The organism is Acidobacteriota bacterium, assembly GCA_026707545.1.
Taxonomy (GTDB): domain Bacteria; phylum Acidobacteriota; class Thermoanaerobaculia; order Multivoradales; family Multivoraceae; genus Multivorans.
In genome coordinates this window covers 1,290,803-1,310,509 of record JAPOWR010000001.1, presented here as the reverse complement: position 1 = coordinate 1,310,509, position 19,707 = coordinate 1,290,803, and the positions used below count along the sequence as shown (strand labels likewise).

Sequence of the window (19,707 nt, the reverse complement as noted above, 5' to 3'; positions counted from 1 at the left end):
CCTGTACCGGCGCCTCGATCCGAGGAGTGGGGCCGGAGGACGCTTCGAGCTCATCTCTCCGTTCCGGCCGCAGGGTGATCAACCCGCGGCGATCGCAGAACTCGTGGCCGGTCTCGAGGACGACGTTCCCGAGCAGGTGCTGCTCGGGGTCACCGGTTCCGGCAAGACGTACACGATCGCCAAGGTGATCGAGGCGGTGAACCGGCCCACGCTGGTCCTGTCGCACAACAAGACGCTGGCGGCCCAGCTCTACCAGGAGTTCAAGAGCTTCTTTCCGAACAACGCGGTGGAGTACTTCGTCTCCTACTACGACTACTACCAGCCCGAGGCCTACGTCCCGCAATCCGATACCTACATCGAGAAGGAAACGAGCATCAACGACGAGATCGACCGCCTGCGGCTGCGGGCGACGATCTCCCTTTTCGAGCGACGGGACGTGCTCGTCGTGGCCTCCGTGTCCTGCATCTACGGTCTGGGCGCGCCCGACGTCTTCTTCTCGATGCTCCAGTTCTTCGAGCGCGGCACCGAGCTGCCGCTCGAGCGGGCACAGCGAAGCCTGGCCGAGATGCAGTACGAGCGTACCCGGCTCGATCTGTTTCACGGCAGCTTCCGGGTACGCGGGGACGTGCTCGAGATCCTCCCGGCCTACGATGACCGGGGCATCCGGGTCGAGTACTTCGGAGACGAGATCGACCGGGTCTGCCGCTTCGACGTGATCACGGGACGCGTGCTGGAGGAAATCGACCGGCTGCCGGTCTTTCCGCGCAACCACTACGTGACTCCGGAGGAACGGATGCGGAGGGCCATCCGCTCGATCGAGGAGGAACTGGGCGAGCACCTGGTCGCCCTCGAGCGCGAGAACCGTCTGCTCGAGATGCAGCGCCTGGAGCAGCGGACCCGCTACGACCTGGAGATGCTGCGCGAACTCGGCTCCTGCGCCGGCATCGAGAACTACTCGCGCCACCTCTCCGGCAGGGCGCCGGGTCAGGCTCCGCCGACCTTCCTGGACTATCTGCCCGAGGACTTCCTGCTGGTGGTCGACGAAAGCCACCAGTCGATTCCGCAGGTGCATGGGATGTACCACGGCGACCGCGCGCGCAAGGAGACGCTGGTGGAGTTCGGCTTCCGCCTGCCGAGCGCCCTGGACAACCGGCCGCTCCGGTTCGACGAGTTCGAAGAGCGTTGCGGACAGAGGATCTACGTCTCGGCCACGCCGGGGCCGTTCGAACTGGAACGGACCGCCGGCGTGGTCGTCGAACAGGTCATCAGGCCGACCGGCCTGCTCGATCCCCGGATCGAACTGCGACCTTCCGCGAACCAGATCGACGACCTGGTGGAAGAGGCGCGGGCGGCGATCGAACGCCGCGAGCGGGTGCTGGTAACAACGCTGACCAAGCGGATGGCCGAGGAGCTGACGCAGTACCTGACCGAGCTGGATCTCCGGGTGCGCTATCTGCACAGCGACATCGACACCCTGGAGCGGGTCGAGATCACGACCGCGCTTCGGCGCGGCGAGTTCGACATTCTGGTCGGCATCAACCTCCTGCGGGAGGGACTCGACCTCCCCGAGGTCTCGGTGGTCGCGATTCTGGACGCCGACAGGGAGGGGTTCCTGCGCAGCGAGGTGTCACTGATCCAGACTGCCGGCCGCGCGGCGCGCAACCTGAACGGACGAGTCATCTTCTACGCCGACCAGCGAACCGAGTCGATCGACCGCTCGGTCCGGGAGACCGCGCGGCGCCGGCGCCTGCAGGCGCGCTACAACCGGGAGCACGGGATCGAGCCGGCCTCCATCCTCAAGGACGTACACAGTCCGCTGGTGCAGATGAGCAACCTGGACTACCTGCACAAGGCCGGTGCGGCAGCAGAGAAGGCGGTGGAAGACCTCCTGCGCGAGGACGCACCGGAGATGCCCCTGGAGCGCCGCATCGCGCGCCTGGAAAAGGCGATGAAGCAGGCCTCCCGACGGCTCGAGTTCGAACAGGCAGCGGTGTTGCGCGACCGCCTGAAGGAACTTCGGGAAGTCAAGGTGATGGGTTGATGCACCCGCGCCTCGCGCGCCGGCTCGGCGAGCTTCCGGATCAGCCGGGGATCTACATCTTCAAGTCGGAGGACGGCGCGGCGCTCTACGTCGGCAAGGCGAAGTCCCTGCGCCGGCGCGCGGTGGCCTACCGCAAGCCGGCCGAGGATCCACGGATCGCCCTGATGCTGCAGGACGCGGCCGACGTCGAGTTCGTGGTCACCGACTCGGAGGCCGAGGCCCTGCTGCTCGAGAACAACTGGATCAAGCGCCGGCAACCGCGCTTCAACATCCGCCTGCGCGACGACAAGACCTATCCGTACCTCAAGCTCACCCTTGCCGACGGCCACCCACGTCTGGCTTTCACGCGGCGCATTCGCCGTGACGGCGCGGAGTACTACGGGCCCTACCTCCCTGCCGGACTGGCGCGCAAGGCGATCAAGCTGACGCAGAAGCTGTTCGGGATCCGGGTATGCCGGATCGAGATCGACGGCAGCCTGCCGCGCCCCTGCCTCTACTACGACATGAAGCGCTGTCTCGGTCCCTGCGTCGACGGCCTGACCACCGACGAAGCCTATGCGGAGGCGGTGGAGAAGGCGCGCCTCTTTCTCTCCGGCAGGAACGACGAGTTGCTGCGCGACCTGCGCAGCGGCATGCGGACGCATGCCGCCAACCTGGAATTCGAGGCCGCGGCCCGTCTTCGGGACACCATGCAGGAGATTGGACAGGTCACTCAGCGGCGGAAGCTGTTCTCGGATCGGGGCGAGGATGTCGACATCTTCGGTGTCCATACCAGCGGCGACAACGCGGCGGTCGTCGTGCTGGTCATGCGCGGCGGCCAGGTTCTCGATCGTCGCGAGCTGTTCTGGGAGGGGGTCTCGAGGATCACCGCCGAACGTCTGCTGTCGGAACTGCTGCCGCAGCTCTACGACCGGACCACGCTGATTCCGAAGGAGATCCACCTGCCGGCGCCGATCGACGGCGAAGACGCGCTGACTTCGTGGCTGAGCGAACGGCGCGAATCGAAGGTCTACCTCCGCATGCCCTCGCGCGGACCGAAGGCGCACCGGGTGGCCCTGGCGAACCGGAACGCGGCAATGGCCTTCCGCCGCCGGTTCCGGGGTGCGGGCGCTGCCGGAGAGGCCGGCGAGGCGCTGCGGCGGGCGCTCGACCTCGAAGACTCGCCGCGGCGGATCGAGGGGTTCGACATTTCGACCTTCGGCGGCAGCGAGACGGTCGCCTCCCTGGTGGTCTGGAACGACGGCCGGATGGTCAAGAACCAGTACCGCAGCTTCAACATCCGGGGCCTGGAGCAGGCCGATGACTTTGCCTCGATTCGCCAGGCGGTGGAGCGCCGCTACCGGAGGACCCTCGAGGAGGTCGGCGAGATGCCCGACCTGATCCTGATCGACGGAGGACGCGGCCAGTTGAACGCGGCGCTTGAGGCGCTGTCGGAACTCGGCGTCGACGAGACACCGGTGGTGGGCCTCGCAAAGCGGGAGGAGGAGGTCTACGTCCCGGCGCGGCCGGCGCCGCTCAGGCTGCGGCGGAACCACGCCGGCCTCCGCGTGCTCCAGCAGGTGCGTGACGAGGCGCACCGCTTTGCCGTGTCGCGTCACCGCCGTCGCCGTTCCCGGCGAACGCTGCGCAGCCGGTTCGACGACCTCCGGGGCATCGGGCCGAAGCGGCGCAAGTTGCTGGTGCGGCGCTTCGGCAGCTACGCTGGCGTGACCCGGGCGTCGGAAGAGCAGCTCCAGGAGGTCCTGGGCGCCAAGCTCGCCCGATCGGTCTATGCCTCGGTCCGGCGGGATCGGACCGGTTGAGCGGTGGTAGGATTCGCCTTGCCGGAGGACCGGATGCGGTCGCTCCCGGCGGTGCTGCCGCCGGGGGAGGAAAGTCCGGACTCCAACGGACGGCATGCTTGCTAACGGCAAGGCGCGGCAACGCGACGGAAAGTGCAACAGAGAGCAGACCGCCGACCAGATGGTTCCGGTGCCGACGAGGCCCTTGGGACCACGGGGAAGGCAAGGGTGAAAGGGTGCGGTAAGAGCGCACCGCTCGGCCGGCGACGGTTCGAGGCGATGGCAAACCCCATGTGGAGCAAGACCAAATAGGGAGTGCGGATCGGGCTGTCCGTCCCGATTCCGGGTTGTTCGCAACCGGGGACGCCCTCCGGGTAGGTCGCAAAGATGAATGGCCGCCTCCCATCGCCTGAAGGTGACGGGACGAACAGAATCCGGCTTACGAGGTCCTCCGGCACTTGACCTTCTTCGACAGGCCCTTCGGATGGCCGCCGTCCGTCGCGCCGGGTGACCGGATCGGCATCGGGGCACTGTCCGGACCGATCGACGACGAACGTCTCCAGGCTGGCGCGGCCGCGCTTGAAGAGCTCGGGTTCGAGGTCGTGCTCGCCTCCAACCTGCGTCCCGGGGCGAAACGGGAAGGGCGCGATCTGTTCGTGGGATCGGACCGCCAGCGGCTGCAGGCGTTCCACGATCTGGCGGCGGACGAGGAGATCGCCGCGATCGTCTTCGCCCGTGGCGGCTATGGCGTGACGCGGCTCCTGGAGCACATCGACTGGCGGCTGCTCGCCGGAAGACCGCGGCCCTACATCGGCTACTCGGACCTGACGCCGTTCCTGCTCGGCCTGGTCGCCAGAACCCGGACGGTGGCTTTCCATGGCCCGATGCTGGTCGACTTCGCCCGCGGGCTGCTGGCGGAGGAGCGACGCTCCCTGCTCGCCGCACTGGATGGCAGGCGAGGGGAGGGCTGGCAGCTCGAGCCGGTCGGCAGGCCAAGGTCGGCCGGCCGACCGGAAGCCATCGAAGGCCGTCTTCTCGGCGGTTGCCTGACGATGCTGGCGGCGACGATCGGGACCGGTTTCCTGCCGGACTTCCGCGAGTCCATCCTGTTTCTCGAGGACATCGATGAGCCCGAGTACCGGATCGACCGGCTGCTGACGCAGCTTCGGTCCGCCCGACGCGTCGGTGGTGTGCGCGCGGTGGTCGCCGGCCATTTCACGAACTGCGACGCGCGCGACGGGTTGATCGACTTCGCCGAGGCACTCGGCGTGCCGCTGCTGGTCGGTCTTCCCGCCGGTCACCAGGCGCCCAACCACACGCTGCCGCTGGGGGCGTCGGTCCGGCTCGATCCGAATGCCGGCACGCTGGAAGTCACGGACTGACTCCGCCGATGGAGCCGTTCGACCCGATCACCCGTGCGCGCGGTGTGGGCCCCGTGCTGGGACGCAAGCTGGCCGAGGCAGGTTGCCGCCGCATCGCCGACCTGCTCGCGCACCTTCCCATCCGGTACGAGGACCGGCGCGCGCTCGGCCGCCTGCCCGCACCGGGCGGCGATGCGTGCGGAGACGCGCCAGGACCCTTGACCGTGGTCGTGCGCCTCCAGAAGCCGCGCCGGGTGTTCGGCGGCCGCCGCTTCTCGCGTGTGGAGGCGGTCGCGCACGACGGCGAGAACCGGATCGGCGTGGTCTGGTTCAATCGGCCCTACCTGTTGAACCAGCTGGACGAGGAGGCTTCCTACCTCCTCCACGGAGTGCCCAGACGCCGGGGCGGGGACGGGCACTGGCAGCTAGCGAATCCGACGATCGAACGAGTCGAGGAGGAGCCGGCCCGCGGGGGCGGCCTACGGCCGGTGTACGGCCGCATCGGCGACGTTCCGCCGTCGCGGGTGGAGCGCCTGGTCCGCGGCGCCGTGTCCCGCCTGACGGAAACCCGCGGCTCCGACTGGATCGAGGAGTGGCTGCCGGGCGAAGAACGGGCCCGGCACGGCCTGCCAAGTCTGGCCGAGGCACTGACCGCGGTCCATCGCCCCTCCGCCGAGGCCTCGGTCGAAGCACTGAACGAGAGACGAAGTCGCGCCCATGCGCGCCTTGCCTACGGGGAGTTCCTGCTCCAGCAGTTGCAGCTCGCCGCCGTTCGCAGGCGGCGCAGCCGGCACGGGAAGCCTCACCGGTACGAGACCTCCGACGCGGCGGAGGCAGTAGCTCGGGAACTGCTGCCGTTCCGGCTGACCGGTGCCCAGGAACGGGTGCTCGAGGAGATCGAAGCGGACCTCCTCGGGCGGCGGCCCATGCTTCGCCTGGTGCAGGGCGATGTCGGCTGTGGCAAGACGGTCCTTGCCGCCCTGGCCTGCCTGCTCGCGACGAGGAGCGGCCTCCAGTCCGCCCTGATGGCGCCAACGGAGCTGCTCGCCGAACAGCACTTCGACTCCCTGCGGCGGTTGTTGGGGCCGTACCTCGACCTCGCGCTCGTGACCTCCAGCCAGCGCGTCGCCAGCGACGGGCGCGGCGCGGTGCTCGAGCGGGTCGCGGCCGGCGGGATCGACCTCACGATCGGCACCCACGCGTTGATCCAGGAGCGCACGCGGTTCGCCCGCCTTGGACTCGCCGTCGTCGACGAGCAGCACCGGTTCGGTGTCGTCCAGCGCCAGGCCCTGGCGCAGAAAGGGCAGCGCCCGGATCTCCTGGTCATGACCGCAACGCCGATTCCCAGATCCCTGGCGCTGACCGTGTACGGCGACCTGGACGTGTCGCTGGTGGACGAGATGCCGCCGGGTCGCCGCCCGGTCGCGACCCGCGTCCTGACCGAGAAGCACAGGGACGAGGCAGTGGCTCTTGTAAGGCAGAGCCTTCGGCGCGGTGGCAGGGCATTCGTCGTCTTCCCCCTGATCGACTCCGGCGAAGGAAGTGCGGCCGGCCTGCCGTCGCTCGAGGAGTCGGGCGCCTGGTGGGCCGAAGCGCTCGCGGCGCCCCATGGCGTCGTCCACGGTCGTCTGGGCCGCGAGGAGCGCGACGCGACGATGAGCCGCTTTTCGGCCGGCTCGATCCGCGTTCTGCTCGCGACGACCGTGATCGAGGTGGGCGTCGACGTTCCTGAGGCGACCGCGATGGTGATCCTCGGGGCGGAGCGGTTCGGACTGGCCCAGCTGCACCAGCTTCGGGGACGCATCGGACGGGGTACGGATCAAACGCTCGGGGAGCCGATCTGCATCGCCATCTCGGGCGGGTCGTCGGCCGAAGCGGAGCGTCGGCTGGCCGTGTTCGAAGCATCGACCGACGGCTTCCGGATCGCGGAGGAGGATCTGCGGCAGCGCGGACCCGGCGAGGTGCTCGGCACGCGTCAGGCGGGGTTGCCGCAGTTCCGCTTCGGCGACCTGGCCCGTGACTGGAAGTGGCTCGTGGCGGCGCGCGCCGACGCCGCGAGGCTGCTGGACCGGCTGGCGGAGCCTGGCAACGAACCGCTGCGGCGTCAGTTGGAGCGGCGGATTCCGGCGCTTGCCGCTTCGGTGGAAGGGGACGCCGAGCCGTGAAGGTCCTTCTGGTGGCCAACGTCCTGCCCCCGCGCGATCTCTCCGGTGCGGGTGAACAGGTGCTTCAGCTCGCCTGGGGCCTGCGGCAGGCCGGCTGCGAGGTCGAGATCCTTGGCCGTGACCAGTGTGGCCCGAGGGTCTCGAAGACCTCGTTTCCCTGGTCCGCGCGGCGTGCCGTCGCGCGCCGGGTCGACGAGTGGCGGCCGGACGTGGTGCAGGTCCACGAAAGCGACGGCGGTCTGGTCATCCGGGACCTGGCCGGCCGGCCGGCCGGTCGCCGACCTCTGCTCACGGCGCTCCAGCAGGTGAGCTATGTCCAGGAGCGCCTGGCGGTCCGTCCGCTGTTCGACCGCGATGGTCGCGCCGGGGTCGTCGCCCGTCCGGCAAGGAGCGAACGCGTCTTCCGCTCACTGCGCACGCCCGTGCACATCGCCCTGGGCCGGATCACGGCCAGGGGTGCGGACCTCCGCCTGGCGCCGAGCCGGGTCACCGCCGCCGAGATCGAACGTGACTACGGTGTCGTTGGGGTCGAGGTGATTCCGAATGTCACCGGCGCACCCCTGGATCTGCCGGACGACGATGAGGCCCGAGGGAGCCGGGTCGACGGGCTCCTTCGGGAGAAGCCCTTCCTGCTCGCAGTGGGACGGTTGCGGATTCGCAAGGGCTTCGAGATCCTGTTGCGAGCCGTGGCGACCGCTCGCGGACGCGGTCATCGTCCGCGGCTGATCATCGCGGGCGACGGGGAGCGGCGTGATTCGCTTTCAGCGCTGGCCCGGGATCTCGGGCTGGGAGCGAGCGTGCGTTTTGCCGGCCGGTGCTCCCGGTCGGAAGTGGCCCGGTTGCGGCGCCACGCTGCCGCCCTCGTCGTACCGTCCACGTACGAGGGCATGCCGCTGGTCGTGCTCGAGTCCATGGGGGACGGGGTTCCCGTCATCGCCTCCGCGGTCAGCGGCATTCCCGAGGTCGTCGTCGACGGGGAGACCGGCTGGCTCGTGGCGCCCGAGCGTTCGGGCGCTTTGGCCGAGGCCTTGATCGCCGCGACGCTCGATCCCGACGAATCCCGCCGGCGGGGGGAGGCGGGAGGCCGCCGGCTCGATCAACGGTACCGGCCGCGCCACGCGGCGGAGCGGTGGCTGGAAGCGCTGGAACGGGTCCGTCGATCGCTGCCGCCTGTGTGGAAGAATCCGGACAGATGAGTTCCATCTCGGGCTGCAGTTGCTCCGGTGGGCAGTACTGATGAACTCGACCGTCAACGTAGGACGCGCCAGCGCCCAGGCTTCAAGCAGCCTGCTGCCGGCCTCCTGGCGGGTCGAGTTGCCGGAGTTCGAGGGCCCCCTCGATCTGTTGCTTCACCTCGTGAGAATCAACGAGATCGAGATCACGGACATCCCGGTCGCCCTGATCTGTGATCAGTTTCACGCGTACCTGGACCTGATGGACGAGCTGGATCTCGATATCGCCGCCGACTACATCTACGAGGCGGCCCTGCTGATTCAGCTGAAAGCCAGGGTACTGCTGCCACAACCCGAGCCGGCGCCCGGCGAGGAACCGGAAGATCCGCGCCGGGAGTTGATCGAACGGTTGCTCGAGTACCAGCGGCTCAAGGAGGCTGCGCAGACCCTGGCCGAGGTCGACAGCCTCCGCCACGGGCTGTGGACGCGCGGCCGGACGGAGACTGTCGCAGCCGCCGACGAGGAGGAGTTCGACCTGGGCGACCTGTCGCTCTTCGACCTGCTTCAGGTGTTGCGAGGCGTGCTGAAGCGCTACGACGAGGAGCATCCCAGTCCCCTCGTTTACTCGGGAGAGACCTTCAGTGTGCGGGGCCAGATCGAGCGGTTGCTGAGCCGCTTCGAGGGCGGCCGCTCACTCGATCTGAAGGACGACCTGTTCGCGCTGTCGAGTCGTGCGGAAGCGATCGCGTGCTTCCTCGCCGTGCTGGAGATGGCTCGCCTCAATCTGGTGCGGCTCCACCCCTCTGACGCCGGCTCCGTCTTTCTGTTCCGCACCACGCGCGCGCTCGATCCGGTTCTGCTGGAGGACCTGACCGGATGACGGACACGGCCGAGATGGAGGCGGTGTTCGAGGCTCTGCTCTTCGCCAGCCCCGATCCTCAACCCGAGGCGAAGCTCCTCGAGGTGTTTCCCGAAGATGACCCAGAACGCGCGGCCGAGGCTCTCCAGGCGGTTCTCGACCGTTACCGGGTTGACGGAACCGGCGGCCCGCCGAACCGCGGCGTCGTCCTGGACCGGGCCGGCGGTGGATACCGACTCGTCACGCGTTCCGACCTGCATCCCTACCTGCGCAGGTTCTTCGAGGTGGCCGGTCGCAGCAGGTTGTCCATGGCCGCGGTGGAGACGCTGGCGATCGTGGCCTACCGCCAGCCGGTGACGAGTCCGGAGATCCAGGAGCTGAGGGGCAGGAACTCCGCCGGTGTGTTGAAAACGCTTCTTGAGCGCCGGCTCATCCGGATTTCCGGGCGCAAGGAAGTCGTCGGCAGTCCCTTCCTCTATACGACGACGCGCGAGTTTCTGCTTCACTTCGGCCTGCGCGCTCTCTCCGAGCTGCCGCCGCTGGAAGAATTCGAAGAGACCTTCCTCAGTGGGGCCGAGGAGGAGCCCATGCAGACACCGATCGCCCTCGCGCCGGCGGACCCGATCGATGGCTGAGGAACCGAAGGGCGAGCGGCTGCAGAAGATCCTCTCGCGCGCAGGCGTCGCGTCGCGCCGGGCCGCGGAAGACCTGATTCGGGCCGGCCGGGTCACGATCGACGACCGCGTCGCGGTCCTCGGAGACCGCGCCCGGCAGTGGGGCAAGGGAAGGGAGACGGTCCGGGTCGACGGCGAACCCATCGCGCGGATGGATGCGACGCTCTACGTCCTTCTGAACAAGCCGGCCGGTCACGTAACGACCCGCAGCGACCCCGAAGGCCGCCCTACGGTCATGGACCTGCTCCCGGAGAGATGGCGCGGACGGCTCAAGCCGGTCGGTCGGCTCGACTACCGGACCGAGGGCCTGCTCCTCTTCACGGACGACGGCGATCTCGCCAACCGCCTTACGCATCCGCGCTTCGGCTGCACGAAGCGGTATCTGGTCAAGGTCCGGGGGTTCCCGGGCCGGGCGGCCATCGAGCGGCTCGGCCGGGGGATGTTTATCGCGGGCCGGCGAACGGCACCGGTGACTCCGCGTCTGGTGCGAACGCGCAGGGGAGGCAGGACCGCGCGCTCGTCGAGCTGGTGGGAGATGGAACTGAGGGAAGGCCGGACCCGGCAGATCCGGGAGATGTTCTTCCGCGTCGGACATCCGGTACAACGACTGCGCCGCGTGGCGATCGGCCGTCTCGAGGATGCCCACTTACCGACCGGTGATTGGCGGGAACTCTCGGTGAGGGAAGTAGCGAGCTTGAAGGCCGGTTCCGGCCGAGGTTCAGCAGGGCGCTCCGGCGGCGGACGGAAACGGGGACGCCGACGCCGGTGACGGTCGTCGCCATCGACGGGCCGGCCGGTGTCGGCAAGAGCACCGTGGCCCGGACGGTCGCGGCAGAACTCGGTGTTCCCTATCTCGACACGGGCGCCATGTACCGTGCGGTCGCCTGGAAGGCGCTGGAGGAGGGGCTGGACCCGGCCGAAGAGTCGGCGATGGAGAAACTGATCGGGCGGATCGCCTTCGAACTCCGAACCCGGGCCGCCGAGGCGGAGGTCTTCATCGATGGATTCGCGCCGGGGCCGCTGCTCCGTACACCCCGGGTCGACACGGCCACATCGCGGGTTGCCGTGCATCCCCGAGTGCGTGCGTGGCTAGTGGCTCGGCAGCGCGATTTCGCGGCCAGGGAGGGCGCGGTGGTCGAGGGTCGCGACATCGGCACGGTCGTCTTCCCTCAGGCGAAGCACAAGTTCTTTCTCGACGCACCGCTCGAGGTGAGGGCGGAGCGGCGGCTTCGCCAGCCAGGGCGCGGGAACGACGGTGGCCGCAAGCGGCTCATGCAGGAGATGCAGGCCCGGGACGAGCGGGACCGCCGGCGCCGCGCCTCGCCGCTACGGCACGATGCCAGCTACGAGACGATCGATACGTCGACCGGCGCCGCCGATCAGATCGCGGCCCGGATTCTCCGCTCGGTTCGTGCGGCAGAGACTGCGACGGACCGATGACGAACCACACGGGCGAGCGCGGCGGGGGCGCTGCCGCGCGGGTGATCATCTTCGGACTGTTCGTACTGACGGCGATCCTGCTGGCGGTCGAACGATGGCCGCGGGACGAGGAACCGCCGCTTCCGACGCCCGGGCAGCTGGCCGAGATGGAGTCGGCGTACCAGGAGATGCTGCTGGCTCTGCAGGAGGACGCCGAGCGCGCGGCCGAGAACGTTCGTCGGACGGGGGCGATTCCGCTCGCGTCTGCGGAGGCCCGACAGCGCGTGTTCGAGGAGTTGGATCGGGCGAGCCGCGTCGGCGGCCGCACCCTGGTTCTGGTCGATTCGGATGGCCTGGCCCAGGCTTGGGGTGGACCGGGGCTGAGGCACGATCTTCCCCTCGACCGTCTGCTGCCCGGCGGCATCAACCAGACCGCCGGCTTCACGGCGGTCTCGCTGTACGCGGCCATCGACATGAGCACGGGGGAGGGAGGCTGGCGGTTGATCGTTGGCAGCAGCTTCCCGACGGACACGCTGCCGATTGCCACACCGTTCGGACTTCGGCGCTACGGCGTCAGATGGTCCGTACGGGACCACTCCGCGGAACCCCTGACGCCTGGCCTGGAGGCGACCGGCATTCGCGAGCTCGCTCCGCCGGACGGGATCCCGGGGCCCTGGCTGCGGCTGCGATTCGGGCCGTCCTCCGAACGGCAGCCGGGAGCCGCCGGCTCGCTCGCGGTGGCCGCGGCGATGATCGGCGCAGGCCTGTTGCTGTCCTGGGTCTTCCGCCGCTGGAGGGGTCGGGCACCGGGGAGGCCCCGGCCCGCGGTGGGGGCACTTGGTCTGGGCGGGGTGGGCGCGGCCGTGGGCTACGGCCTCTACCGGTGGCAAATCTGGGCAACCGACGCCACCGGAGCGCCGATCGATCCGGGAGGCTCGTTCGGAGGCCCGATCGAGCATTGGGTCGTCCTGTTGGCGGGTTGGGTTCTGCTGACCGGAACCGTGCTCTGGGCGGCCGGCTGGGGGGACGGTCGGGATTGGATGCACCTTCTGCTGACGGCCACGGCGGCGGCTCTCGGTGTCGGTCTACTCGTCGAAGTGACGCACCGACCTGCCCTGCGGGCGCTGCTGCTCGAGCATGTTCGAGGCGGTCTCGAGGGTCCGGAACCGGGAGAAGTCGCGGCGCTTGCGGAGCAAACCGGCTCCTTCGTCACGACGAGCGACCTGAGGGAACTGGCACTGGGCGATCCGAACGAACTCGACGATCACCAGGATCTGGCTCTGGAACTCTGGCGCCGGTCGCCCCTGGCCGTTTCCGAGACCTTTTCGGCTCTGGCGGCGATCCGGGGGAACGAGGTGTCGACCTTCTCCTACGGGTTGCCGGTGGACGCGGAGACGGGCGAACTCGCCGTTGGCAGCGCGCGTTGGCCGAGCGGCAATCTGCCGTTATGGCAGGAACGGCGCAGTGCATCGGGTGAAGCTACGGTGGCCTCCGCCGGTCAGGAGTGGGGGGCGGTTCGCTTCTGGACGGCGGCGTTGCCACGGCTCGACGTCTGGGGCACCGTCACCTCGGGGACCGGCGGCGAACTCGAGTTGCGCCTGCTGCGTGGAGGGCCGGCCAGTCCGAGCCGCTCCAATCCTCCGGGAGAGGCGGTTCTCGCGTACATCGATGGCGCGGGCCGCCCGCTCGTTTCACGCTGGGATGAGGACTGGCTGCTGCCGCCGCCGTCGGAAGCGGTCGATCCACGCCGAACGATGCGGGTCGAGACGCCGGCCGGACCCGCTCTGGCCTGGTTCAGCCCAAGCAGCCTCGAGGGCCTCTGGATCGTCGCTCTACTTCTCGAGGAGACGATGGCGGAGCGGCTCTGGCGGATCGCTACGGTCGCCGCCCGACTCGTGCTGGCATTGTCGGCGGTGGCGTTCGCCGTGTTGCTGATCAGCCTGCCGCGAGCGAAACGGCGCGGCGGCTTCCTTCCGGACTTCCGGCGGTACTCGGTCCGGTTGACGGCAGTGCTGGCTCTGATCGCGATCGTGCCGCTGGCGCTGCTCAACGGGTTGCTCGTCCGGAATCTGGGAGCGCGCATCCAGGCCGAGCAGGAGGTCGCCGGTCGAGCCGCCCTCGTGTCGCTCGAGCACGTCCTGACCGACTTCCTGCTCGGCCTGCCGCCGGGATTCTCGATGGACGCGCAGTTGGACGACGAACTCCTGGCCTGGCTGGCGGAAGTCGTCGGACATGAGGTGAACCTGTACTGGCGCGGCAGCGTCTACGCATCGAGCAAGCCGGACCTGTTCACCGCGGGCCTGATGCCAAAGCGCATCCCGGGCAACGTCTACAGCAGACTGGCGTTGCTCGGCCACCCGACCGCCTCGCGTATTCAGACGGCGGGCCAGGGCGTGTCCTACCTGGAGTTGTACCAGCCCGTGTCACTGGGTGAGGAGCGCCCGGGCGAGTCGGGGTTGTTCGTGTCCGTGCCGCTGCTGGCGCAACAGGAGGCGGGTACGAGGGAACTCGCCGCCCTGAGGCGGCAGGCGCTGGTCATCACGACGGCCCTCGTGCTGCTGCTGGTCATCGTCGGCGCACGGCTCGCGCGTGGTTTCACTCGCCCGCTGATGCGGATGATCGACGGTGCGGACCGAATCGCCGGCGGCGCGGCCTCCCTCGGCTTCAAGCCGCAGGAGACGGAACTCAGGACCCTCGGTGCCGCCATCGACGGCATGGCCGCCCGGATTGCATCGACGCGTGCGCGCGAGGAGGAGGCGCAGCGTCTGGAGGCGTGGGCCGAGATGGCGCGGCTGATCGCGCACGAGGTGAAGAACCCGCTGACCCCCATCCGTCTCTCGACCGAGCATCTGCGGCGGGTGTGGCGGGACGCACCGGATCGGTTGGACGAGGTCTTCGAGCGCTGCACCGACAACATCCTCTACCAGGTCGACGAGCTGGCGCACACGGCCGGGGAGTTCGGGGCGTACAGCCGGATTCCCCTGGCCCGGCCGGAGCCCGGGGATCTGGCGGCCGCGGTGCGGGAGGTGGTGGACGGCTATCGCCGCCCGCCGCCGGCGGGCGTGACGGTTGCCTTCGACTCGGAAGTGGACCGGGAGACGGCGCGGCTTCCGTTCGACCGGCGACTGATGCAGCGGGCGGTCCGCAACCTGCTGGAGAACGCCCTCGGCGCCAGTGACGGCGGCGGCGAGGTACGGGTCACCGTGGCGCCGGTCGACGGCGGCAGCGCGCTGGGCGTCACCGTCGACGACCGGGGGCCCGGTGTCTCGGACCCGGACTTGGAACGCATCTTCGAGCCCTACTTCTCGACCTCGAGCGGGGGTACCGGCCTGGGTCTCCCGATCGCTCGCCGGATCGTGGAGGAGCACGGCGGAACGATCACCGCTGCAAGAAGGCCGAAGGGGGGGCTCTCGGTCCGGATCGTCCTGCCTGCCGATCAGGCGTCCGAATCGTCGCTGGACGGCGGCTCCAACTGAATCGTCCGCGTGGGGAAGGCGATCCGCACGCCCAGCCGCTCGGCAAGGCTCAGGATGTCCAGGGCCAGATCGTGGCGGAGTCGGAGTTCGGTGCTCCAGTCCGGGGCGAGGAAGAAGACGTAGAGCATGATCTCGAGCCCGTCGACGCCAAACTCGTTCAGGTGAATCTCGAAGGCGTCCTGGCGCATCGATTCGTTCTCCCGAACGAGCTGCCGGATGCCCTCGCAGAACGCGTCGACACTGGTGGGCGGCGTGTCGTACGTGATCTGGATCCGCGTGCTCCAGCGGCGGAACTGCCTCGCTCCGTAGTTGTCGACCGAAGCGTCGATCAGGCGGGCGTTGGGCAGCGTGATCAGGGAGGCGTAGAACGTCCGGACGCGTGTGCTCCGGAAACCGACTTCCTCGACGACCCCTTCGACGTCGCCGACCTTGATCCAGTCGCCGACGCGGAACGGGCGGTCGAGCAGCACCGTGATCGAGCCGAAGAGGTTCTTCAGCAGGTCCTGGGCCGCGAGCGCAACCGCCAGTCCGCTGAGGCCCAGGCCGGCGAGCAGGGCCGTGACGTCTCCACCCAGCCGGGCAATCAGGAAGACAGCGCCGAAGACGCTGACGGCCAGTTTCAGGGTCTTCGTGACAACCGGCACCAACTGGTCCTGGAAGCGGTTCTCGCTTCTGCTGGCGCGTGCCTTGAGCGCCGTCCCCAGAAGGTCGACCTGGGCGAAGGCGGCGCGCCCCAACGCCAGCAGCAGGAGCACGAGCAGGATCGTGTCGAGCCAGGCGTCGACCCGCGCCGGCAGGCCCAGCCACTGGATTCCCAGCCACCACGCCGCCGCCATTCCCAGCAACCCGGTGGGGCGGAGAATGCGGCGGGCTCCCGGAAGGTCGAGGTTCTCGTAGCGCCGGCTCAGAGGCTTCGCCAGGAGGCCGTAGGCGGTCCAGACGACGAGCCGGTCGATCAGGAAGCCGAGCAGGAGCAGTACCGGCAGCGCGAGCCATTGCCACGGATAAAGGATGAAGCCGCCGCTCCGAAGGGTTTCCGGGATCCGGTCCCGAAGCCACATCGTGGCAGTGACGGGCGCCTCCTCGACGCCTTCGACCACGGTCCGGTCGCGTACTTCCTCGTACAGCGCCGGGATTGCCGCCACCGTGGCCCGGTTGAACAGCCAGCGACCGTCGCCGTCGGGCGCCAGCACGAGCGGCACTGACAACTCGTCGCTGAACACCCACCGCTCGAGTTCGCCATCGTCGGGGATGGCCTGAAGCTCCACGAACTCGAGCCGGTCGATCACGTGTTTCAACTCGTTCGCGAGGTTCCGGCCCTGGCGCGCACGGACGGGAAACGGAAGATCGCCGAGGTCCAGGCAGGCCGCCGCGGCATCCAGATCCGGACGGCCATCTTCGCTCACGAACGCCTCGAGGAAGACGCGCATCGTGTCCCGCGGACTGACCAGCGGCTCGTCCCCGGACGGCTGCGCGAAGGCGAACCAGGCCAGAGCCAGCAGGGCGCCGGCGGCGACCAGGGAGATCCTGCGCAGGAAGGCGGCATTCATGGCGGGCGCCACTCTTCCAATCCCGTAGCGAACGGTCAAGCGGGAATCGTCCTGCGGCCGGGAACGGCTGGTAGCGTCGCCCGATGCGTGGCTGCTGCGTGGTTCTCGCCTTTCTCCTGCTCCCGGCCACCGGGTGCGCGCCCGCCGGGTCGAGCGGTTCGCTGGCGGAGGGAGCCGTTTCGCAGTCCGGGGAGCCCCCGGAACATTGGCGGGTCGAGGTGCTGGACCGCCGGCCGCACGACCTCGAGGCCTACACCCAGGGCCTTCTCTGGCGCGGCGGCGTGGTCTATGAGAGCACCGGCTCGTACGGGTCGTCCAGTCTTCGGGCGTGGCGCTGGAGTGACGGCGAAGAGCTGGCGCGCGTGGACCTGGACCCGAGACTGTTCGGCGAGGGGATCGCTTTGCTGGCCGATCGCGTGGAAGCCGAGCAGCGTGTCCTGCAGCTCACCTGGAGGCGTGGCGAGGCGCTCGTCTGGTCGCTCGATCCGCTGCGGGAGCTGAGCCGGATCCGGTACGAGGGCGAAGGCTGGGGCCTGGCCTACGACGGTTCGGACCTGATCATGAGCGACGGCACGCCGTCGCTGAGCTTCCGGGATCCCCGCACCCTTGATGTTCGTCGCCGGCTGCGGGTGACGCGGCAGGGCATGCCGCTCGCCAACCTGAACGAACTGGAGCTGGTCGACGACGTTCTGTTCGCGAACCTTTACGGGAGCGACGAGATCGCGGCGATCGACCTCGACTCCGGCGCGGTGATTGCCGTGGTCGACGCGTCGGGACTGCTGACGGACCAGGAGGCGGCAGCCGCCGACGTCCTGAACGGGATCGCCTTCCGGCCGGACACGGGGACCTTTCTGCTGACGGGCAAGTACTGGCCATGGGTGTTCGAGGTGCGGATCCTCGGCTACGATGCGCCTCGCCCCGGGAGTTGAGACGATGAGCGACCGCATCTGGTACCTGGCCACCTCCGGCAAGCAGGAAGGGCCCTTTCTCGCCGGCGAGATCGTGGAGAAGATCCGCGCCGGCAGCGTTCCCCGAAGTGCGCACGTCTACCGTGAGGGCCTGGGCAACTGGGCGCCTGTGGTCAGTGAGCCGCAGTTCGCGTCGGCCTTCGGCAGTTCCATACCGCGACCGCCGGGAGGGATCGCGGACGAGATCGACTACGTCATCGTCGGCGAGGAGATGCAGTTCGTCGAGATCACCCTGGATCCAGGTGAGGCGTGCGTCGCGGAGGCCGGGTCGTTCATGTACATGGATCCCGGCATCGAGATGAACACGATCTTCGGCGACGGCTCCGAGCGAGGCGGCGGCGGCTTCATGGACAAGTTGCTCTCGGCCGGCAAGCGGGTCCTGACCGGCGAATCCCTGTTCATGACGGTGTTCGGAAACAGTGCCGGGGCCCGCCGCAACGTCGCCTTCGCGTCGCCGTATCCGGGGCGGATCATCCCCCTGGATCTGACCTCCCACAACAACCGCATCCTGTGTCAGAAGGACGCGTTCCTGTGCGCCGCCAAGGGTGTTTCGGTGGGCATCGCGTTCCAGCGCAAGCTGGGGGCCGGCCTGTTCGGCGGCGAGGGCTTCATCCTGCAGAAGCTCGAGGGAGACGGCCTGGCCTTCGTTCATGCGGGCGGTACGGTCGTCGAACGCGACCTCGCAGCCGGCGAGACGTTGCGGCTCGACACCGGCTGTCTGGTCGCGTTCGAACAGCAGGTCGACTACGACATCCAGATGGTGAGCGGAATCAAGACGGCGCTGTTCGGTGGCGAGGGGCTCTTCTTCGCTAGCCTGACCGGACCGGGAAAGGTGTGGATTCAGTCGCTTCCGTTCAGCCGCCTCGCGAGCCGGGTGTTCGCGGCCGCCCCTCAGGGCGGCGGAGCGAGCAAGGGCGAAGGCTCGGTGCTCGGTGGCCTGGGAGGCCTGGTGATGGGCGACCGGCGTTAGAGCCGGAAGCGCTCAGGTCGCCACGGTCTCGATCTTCAGCATCCGCGCCCAGGCGGCCCGCAGGCTGTCGGGCAGGTCCAGATCGTCGAACAGATCACGGACCTCGTCCCGTGAAACGTAGTCCCAGATGTCTTCCCACTGTGCGTACCGGAGCATGCAGGAGACGGCGTAGCAACGTTCCTCGCGGTTCTGGCCGTGAAGCATCGCGTCCAGCTCCTGGGCGGTCACGCGCCGTTCCGGAAAGAAATAGAGCGGCTGGTCTCGGTTCGGGGAGCTGGTGGTCATCTAGGAAGGGGACGGAAGCGCGGAAGGGGAAGGCGAAGCATCATAGCGTCTCCGCCGTAAACAGCGGCCTGAGATCTCTGAGCCTCGTATGTACTGAGCCACCGCAGCACGTTGACCGGCGTGAACAGGGAGTGCTACTGTCACGCAATTCTCACCCAATTTTCCCGGAAATCTCCCGCGCCGCAATGCGCGCCGAAAGGGAAATGAAAATGGCTGAATCGACCGCCGCGAACCCCGCTACGAGGTCAGGAGGGTTGGCTCTGATCGCCGGAGTCATCCTGCTGGTGCTCGCATCACTCCTCCTTCCCGGAGGCGTACTGCTGGACACGGTGGACCAGACCGACTTCGTGCTGGTCCTTGAGGCAATGGCTGAGAATGCCCGCCTTGCACATCTGGCGTCCATGCTGTCGATCATCGGGATGTTCCTCTACATGTACGCTGGCCTCACGTGGCTCCGCCTGCCCCAACAGACGGAGCTCGGCGGTTCCATGCTGCGGCTGGGCGTGTTCGCGAGCCTGTTCGGATGGAGCCTCTACGTCATCGCGATGGGGATGAGGCACTTCAGCATCCACCTGATGCAGCGCGGCATGCAGCCCGGTGCCGACCCGGAAATGTTCGAGTCCCTGGCTCTCAGCGTCTACACACCGATGGCCGGCATCGTCATCGCGCTGGTTGGTGTGTATCCACTCGCATCCATTTTGGTCGGCATCGGCCTTTCCTCCCGCTTTGGTTCAATGAGCCTCTTCAAGCTGGCTTCCTACGGACTTGTCCTCATCGGGGGCCTGGCAGTCATCAATTTCCTGGTCCTGCAGCACGTCCCGGGGATCGATCCCGCGGTTCTCCTCACGAACGACAACGCCATGCAGGCGTTGGGTTCGCTCTGCTTCGTCATCATCGGGCTGGGAATGTACCGGGGCCGAAGCGAACTCTCCTCAGAGGTGTAGCGCATCCCCTTGACCGCCTGCGAGTGGCTGGGTTACCTTGGC

The 19,707-nt window shown here is 68.5% G+C and carries 15 protein-coding genes and 1 other RNA gene; 14 read left to right on the top strand and 2 right to left on the bottom strand.

Annotated features, from left to right (window positions below; all coding sequences use genetic code 11):
* Position 1: 1 nt before the first annotated feature.
* From uvrB to OXG83_05075, 11 genes are all read left to right on the top strand, one after another.
* On the top strand, positions 2–2,041 hold the full coding sequence (gene uvrB, locus OXG83_05125; protein ID MCY3964395.1) for an excinuclease ABC subunit UvrB: 2,040 nt from the start codon (positions 2–4) through the stop codon (positions 2,039–2,041).
* The gene (uvrC, locus tag OXG83_05120) at positions 2,041–3,843 is read left to right on the top strand and encodes an excinuclease ABC subunit UvrC (protein MCY3964394.1); all 1,803 of its coding nucleotides are present in this window, start codon (positions 2,041–2,043) and stop codon (positions 3,841–3,843) included. The genes uvrB and uvrC overlap by 1 nt, the downstream gene beginning before the upstream one ends.
* 22 nt (positions 3,844–3,865) lie before the next feature.
* An RNA gene (rnpB, locus tag OXG83_05115) (RNase P RNA component class A) lies at positions 3,866–4,280 on the top strand.
* Positions 4,281–5,204 carry an LD-carboxypeptidase gene (locus OXG83_05110; protein ID MCY3964393.1) on the top strand — a complete coding sequence of 308 codons (924 nt, stop codon included), beginning with the start codon at positions 4,281–4,283 and terminating at the stop codon, positions 5,202–5,204.
* 8 nt (positions 5,205–5,212) lie between these two features.
* Positions 5,213–7,348 carry an ATP-dependent DNA helicase RecG gene (locus OXG83_05105; GenBank protein MCY3964392.1) on the top strand — a complete coding sequence of 712 codons (2,136 nt, stop codon included), beginning with the start codon at positions 5,213–5,215 and terminating at the stop codon, positions 7,346–7,348.
* The gene (locus OXG83_05100) at positions 7,345–8,544 is read left to right on the top strand and encodes a glycosyltransferase family 4 protein (GenBank protein MCY3964391.1); all 1,200 of its coding nucleotides are present in this window, start codon (positions 7,345–7,347) and stop codon (positions 8,542–8,544) included. The genes OXG83_05105 and OXG83_05100 overlap by 4 nt, the downstream gene beginning before the upstream one ends.
* 40 nt (positions 8,545–8,584) lie before the next feature.
* Positions 8,585–9,400, top strand: a complete 816-nt coding sequence (locus tag OXG83_05095) for a segregation/condensation protein A (protein MCY3964390.1) — start codon at positions 8,585–8,587, stop codon at positions 9,398–9,400.
* Positions 9,397–10,014, top strand: coding sequence for an SMC-Scp complex subunit ScpB (gene scpB / locus OXG83_05090; protein ID MCY3964389.1), 618 nt, complete (start codon positions 9,397–9,399; stop codon positions 10,012–10,014). Before OXG83_05095 ends, scpB begins: the two co-directional genes overlap by 4 nt.
* The gene (locus OXG83_05085) at positions 10,007–10,822 is read left to right on the top strand and encodes a pseudouridine synthase (protein MCY3964388.1); all 816 of its coding nucleotides are present in this window, start codon (positions 10,007–10,009) and stop codon (positions 10,820–10,822) included. Before scpB ends, OXG83_05085 begins: the two co-directional genes overlap by 8 nt.
* Entirely contained in the window at positions 10,819–11,493 is a 675-nt protein-coding gene (gene cmk / locus OXG83_05080; GenBank protein ID MCY3964387.1) for a (d)CMP kinase, read from the top strand. Before OXG83_05085 ends, cmk begins: the two co-directional genes overlap by 4 nt.
* Positions 11,490–14,948, top strand: coding sequence for an ATP-binding protein (locus tag OXG83_05075; GenBank protein ID MCY3964386.1), 3,459 nt, complete (start codon positions 11,490–11,492; stop codon positions 14,946–14,948). The genes cmk and OXG83_05075 overlap by 4 nt, the downstream gene beginning before the upstream one ends.
* Here OXG83_05075 and OXG83_05070 read toward each other — a convergent pair.
* Positions 14,909–16,498, bottom strand: coding sequence for a mechanosensitive ion channel family protein (locus OXG83_05070; protein MCY3964385.1), 1,590 nt, complete (start codon positions 16,496–16,498; stop codon positions 14,909–14,911). The two genes, OXG83_05075 and OXG83_05070, sit on opposite strands and share 40 nt — an antisense overlap.
* 83 nt (positions 16,499–16,581) lie before the next feature.
* Here OXG83_05070 and OXG83_05065 point away from each other — a divergent pair, with 83 nt between their 5' ends.
* On the top strand, positions 16,582–17,427 hold the full coding sequence (locus tag OXG83_05065) for a glutaminyl-peptide cyclotransferase (protein ID MCY3964384.1): 846 nt from the start codon (positions 16,582–16,584) through the stop codon (positions 17,425–17,427).
* Between the two features lie 4 nt (positions 17,428–17,431).
* Entirely contained in the window at positions 17,432–18,436 is a 1,005-nt protein-coding gene (locus OXG83_05060; protein MCY3964383.1) for a TIGR00266 family protein, read from the top strand.
* Positions 18,437–18,448: 12 nt separating this feature from the next.
* Here OXG83_05060 and OXG83_05055 read toward each other — a convergent pair whose 3' ends face one another.
* The gene (locus OXG83_05055) at positions 18,449–18,721 is read right to left on the bottom strand and encodes a hypothetical protein (protein ID MCY3964382.1); all 273 of its coding nucleotides are present in this window, start codon (positions 18,719–18,721) and stop codon (positions 18,449–18,451) included.
* A gap of 209 nt (positions 18,722–18,930) precedes the next feature.
* Between OXG83_05055 and OXG83_05050 the strand changes: the two genes are divergently transcribed.
* Entirely contained in the window at positions 18,931–19,665 is a 735-nt protein-coding gene (locus tag OXG83_05050; protein ID MCY3964381.1) for a hypothetical protein, read from the top strand.
* Positions 19,666–19,707 lie beyond the last annotated feature (42 nt).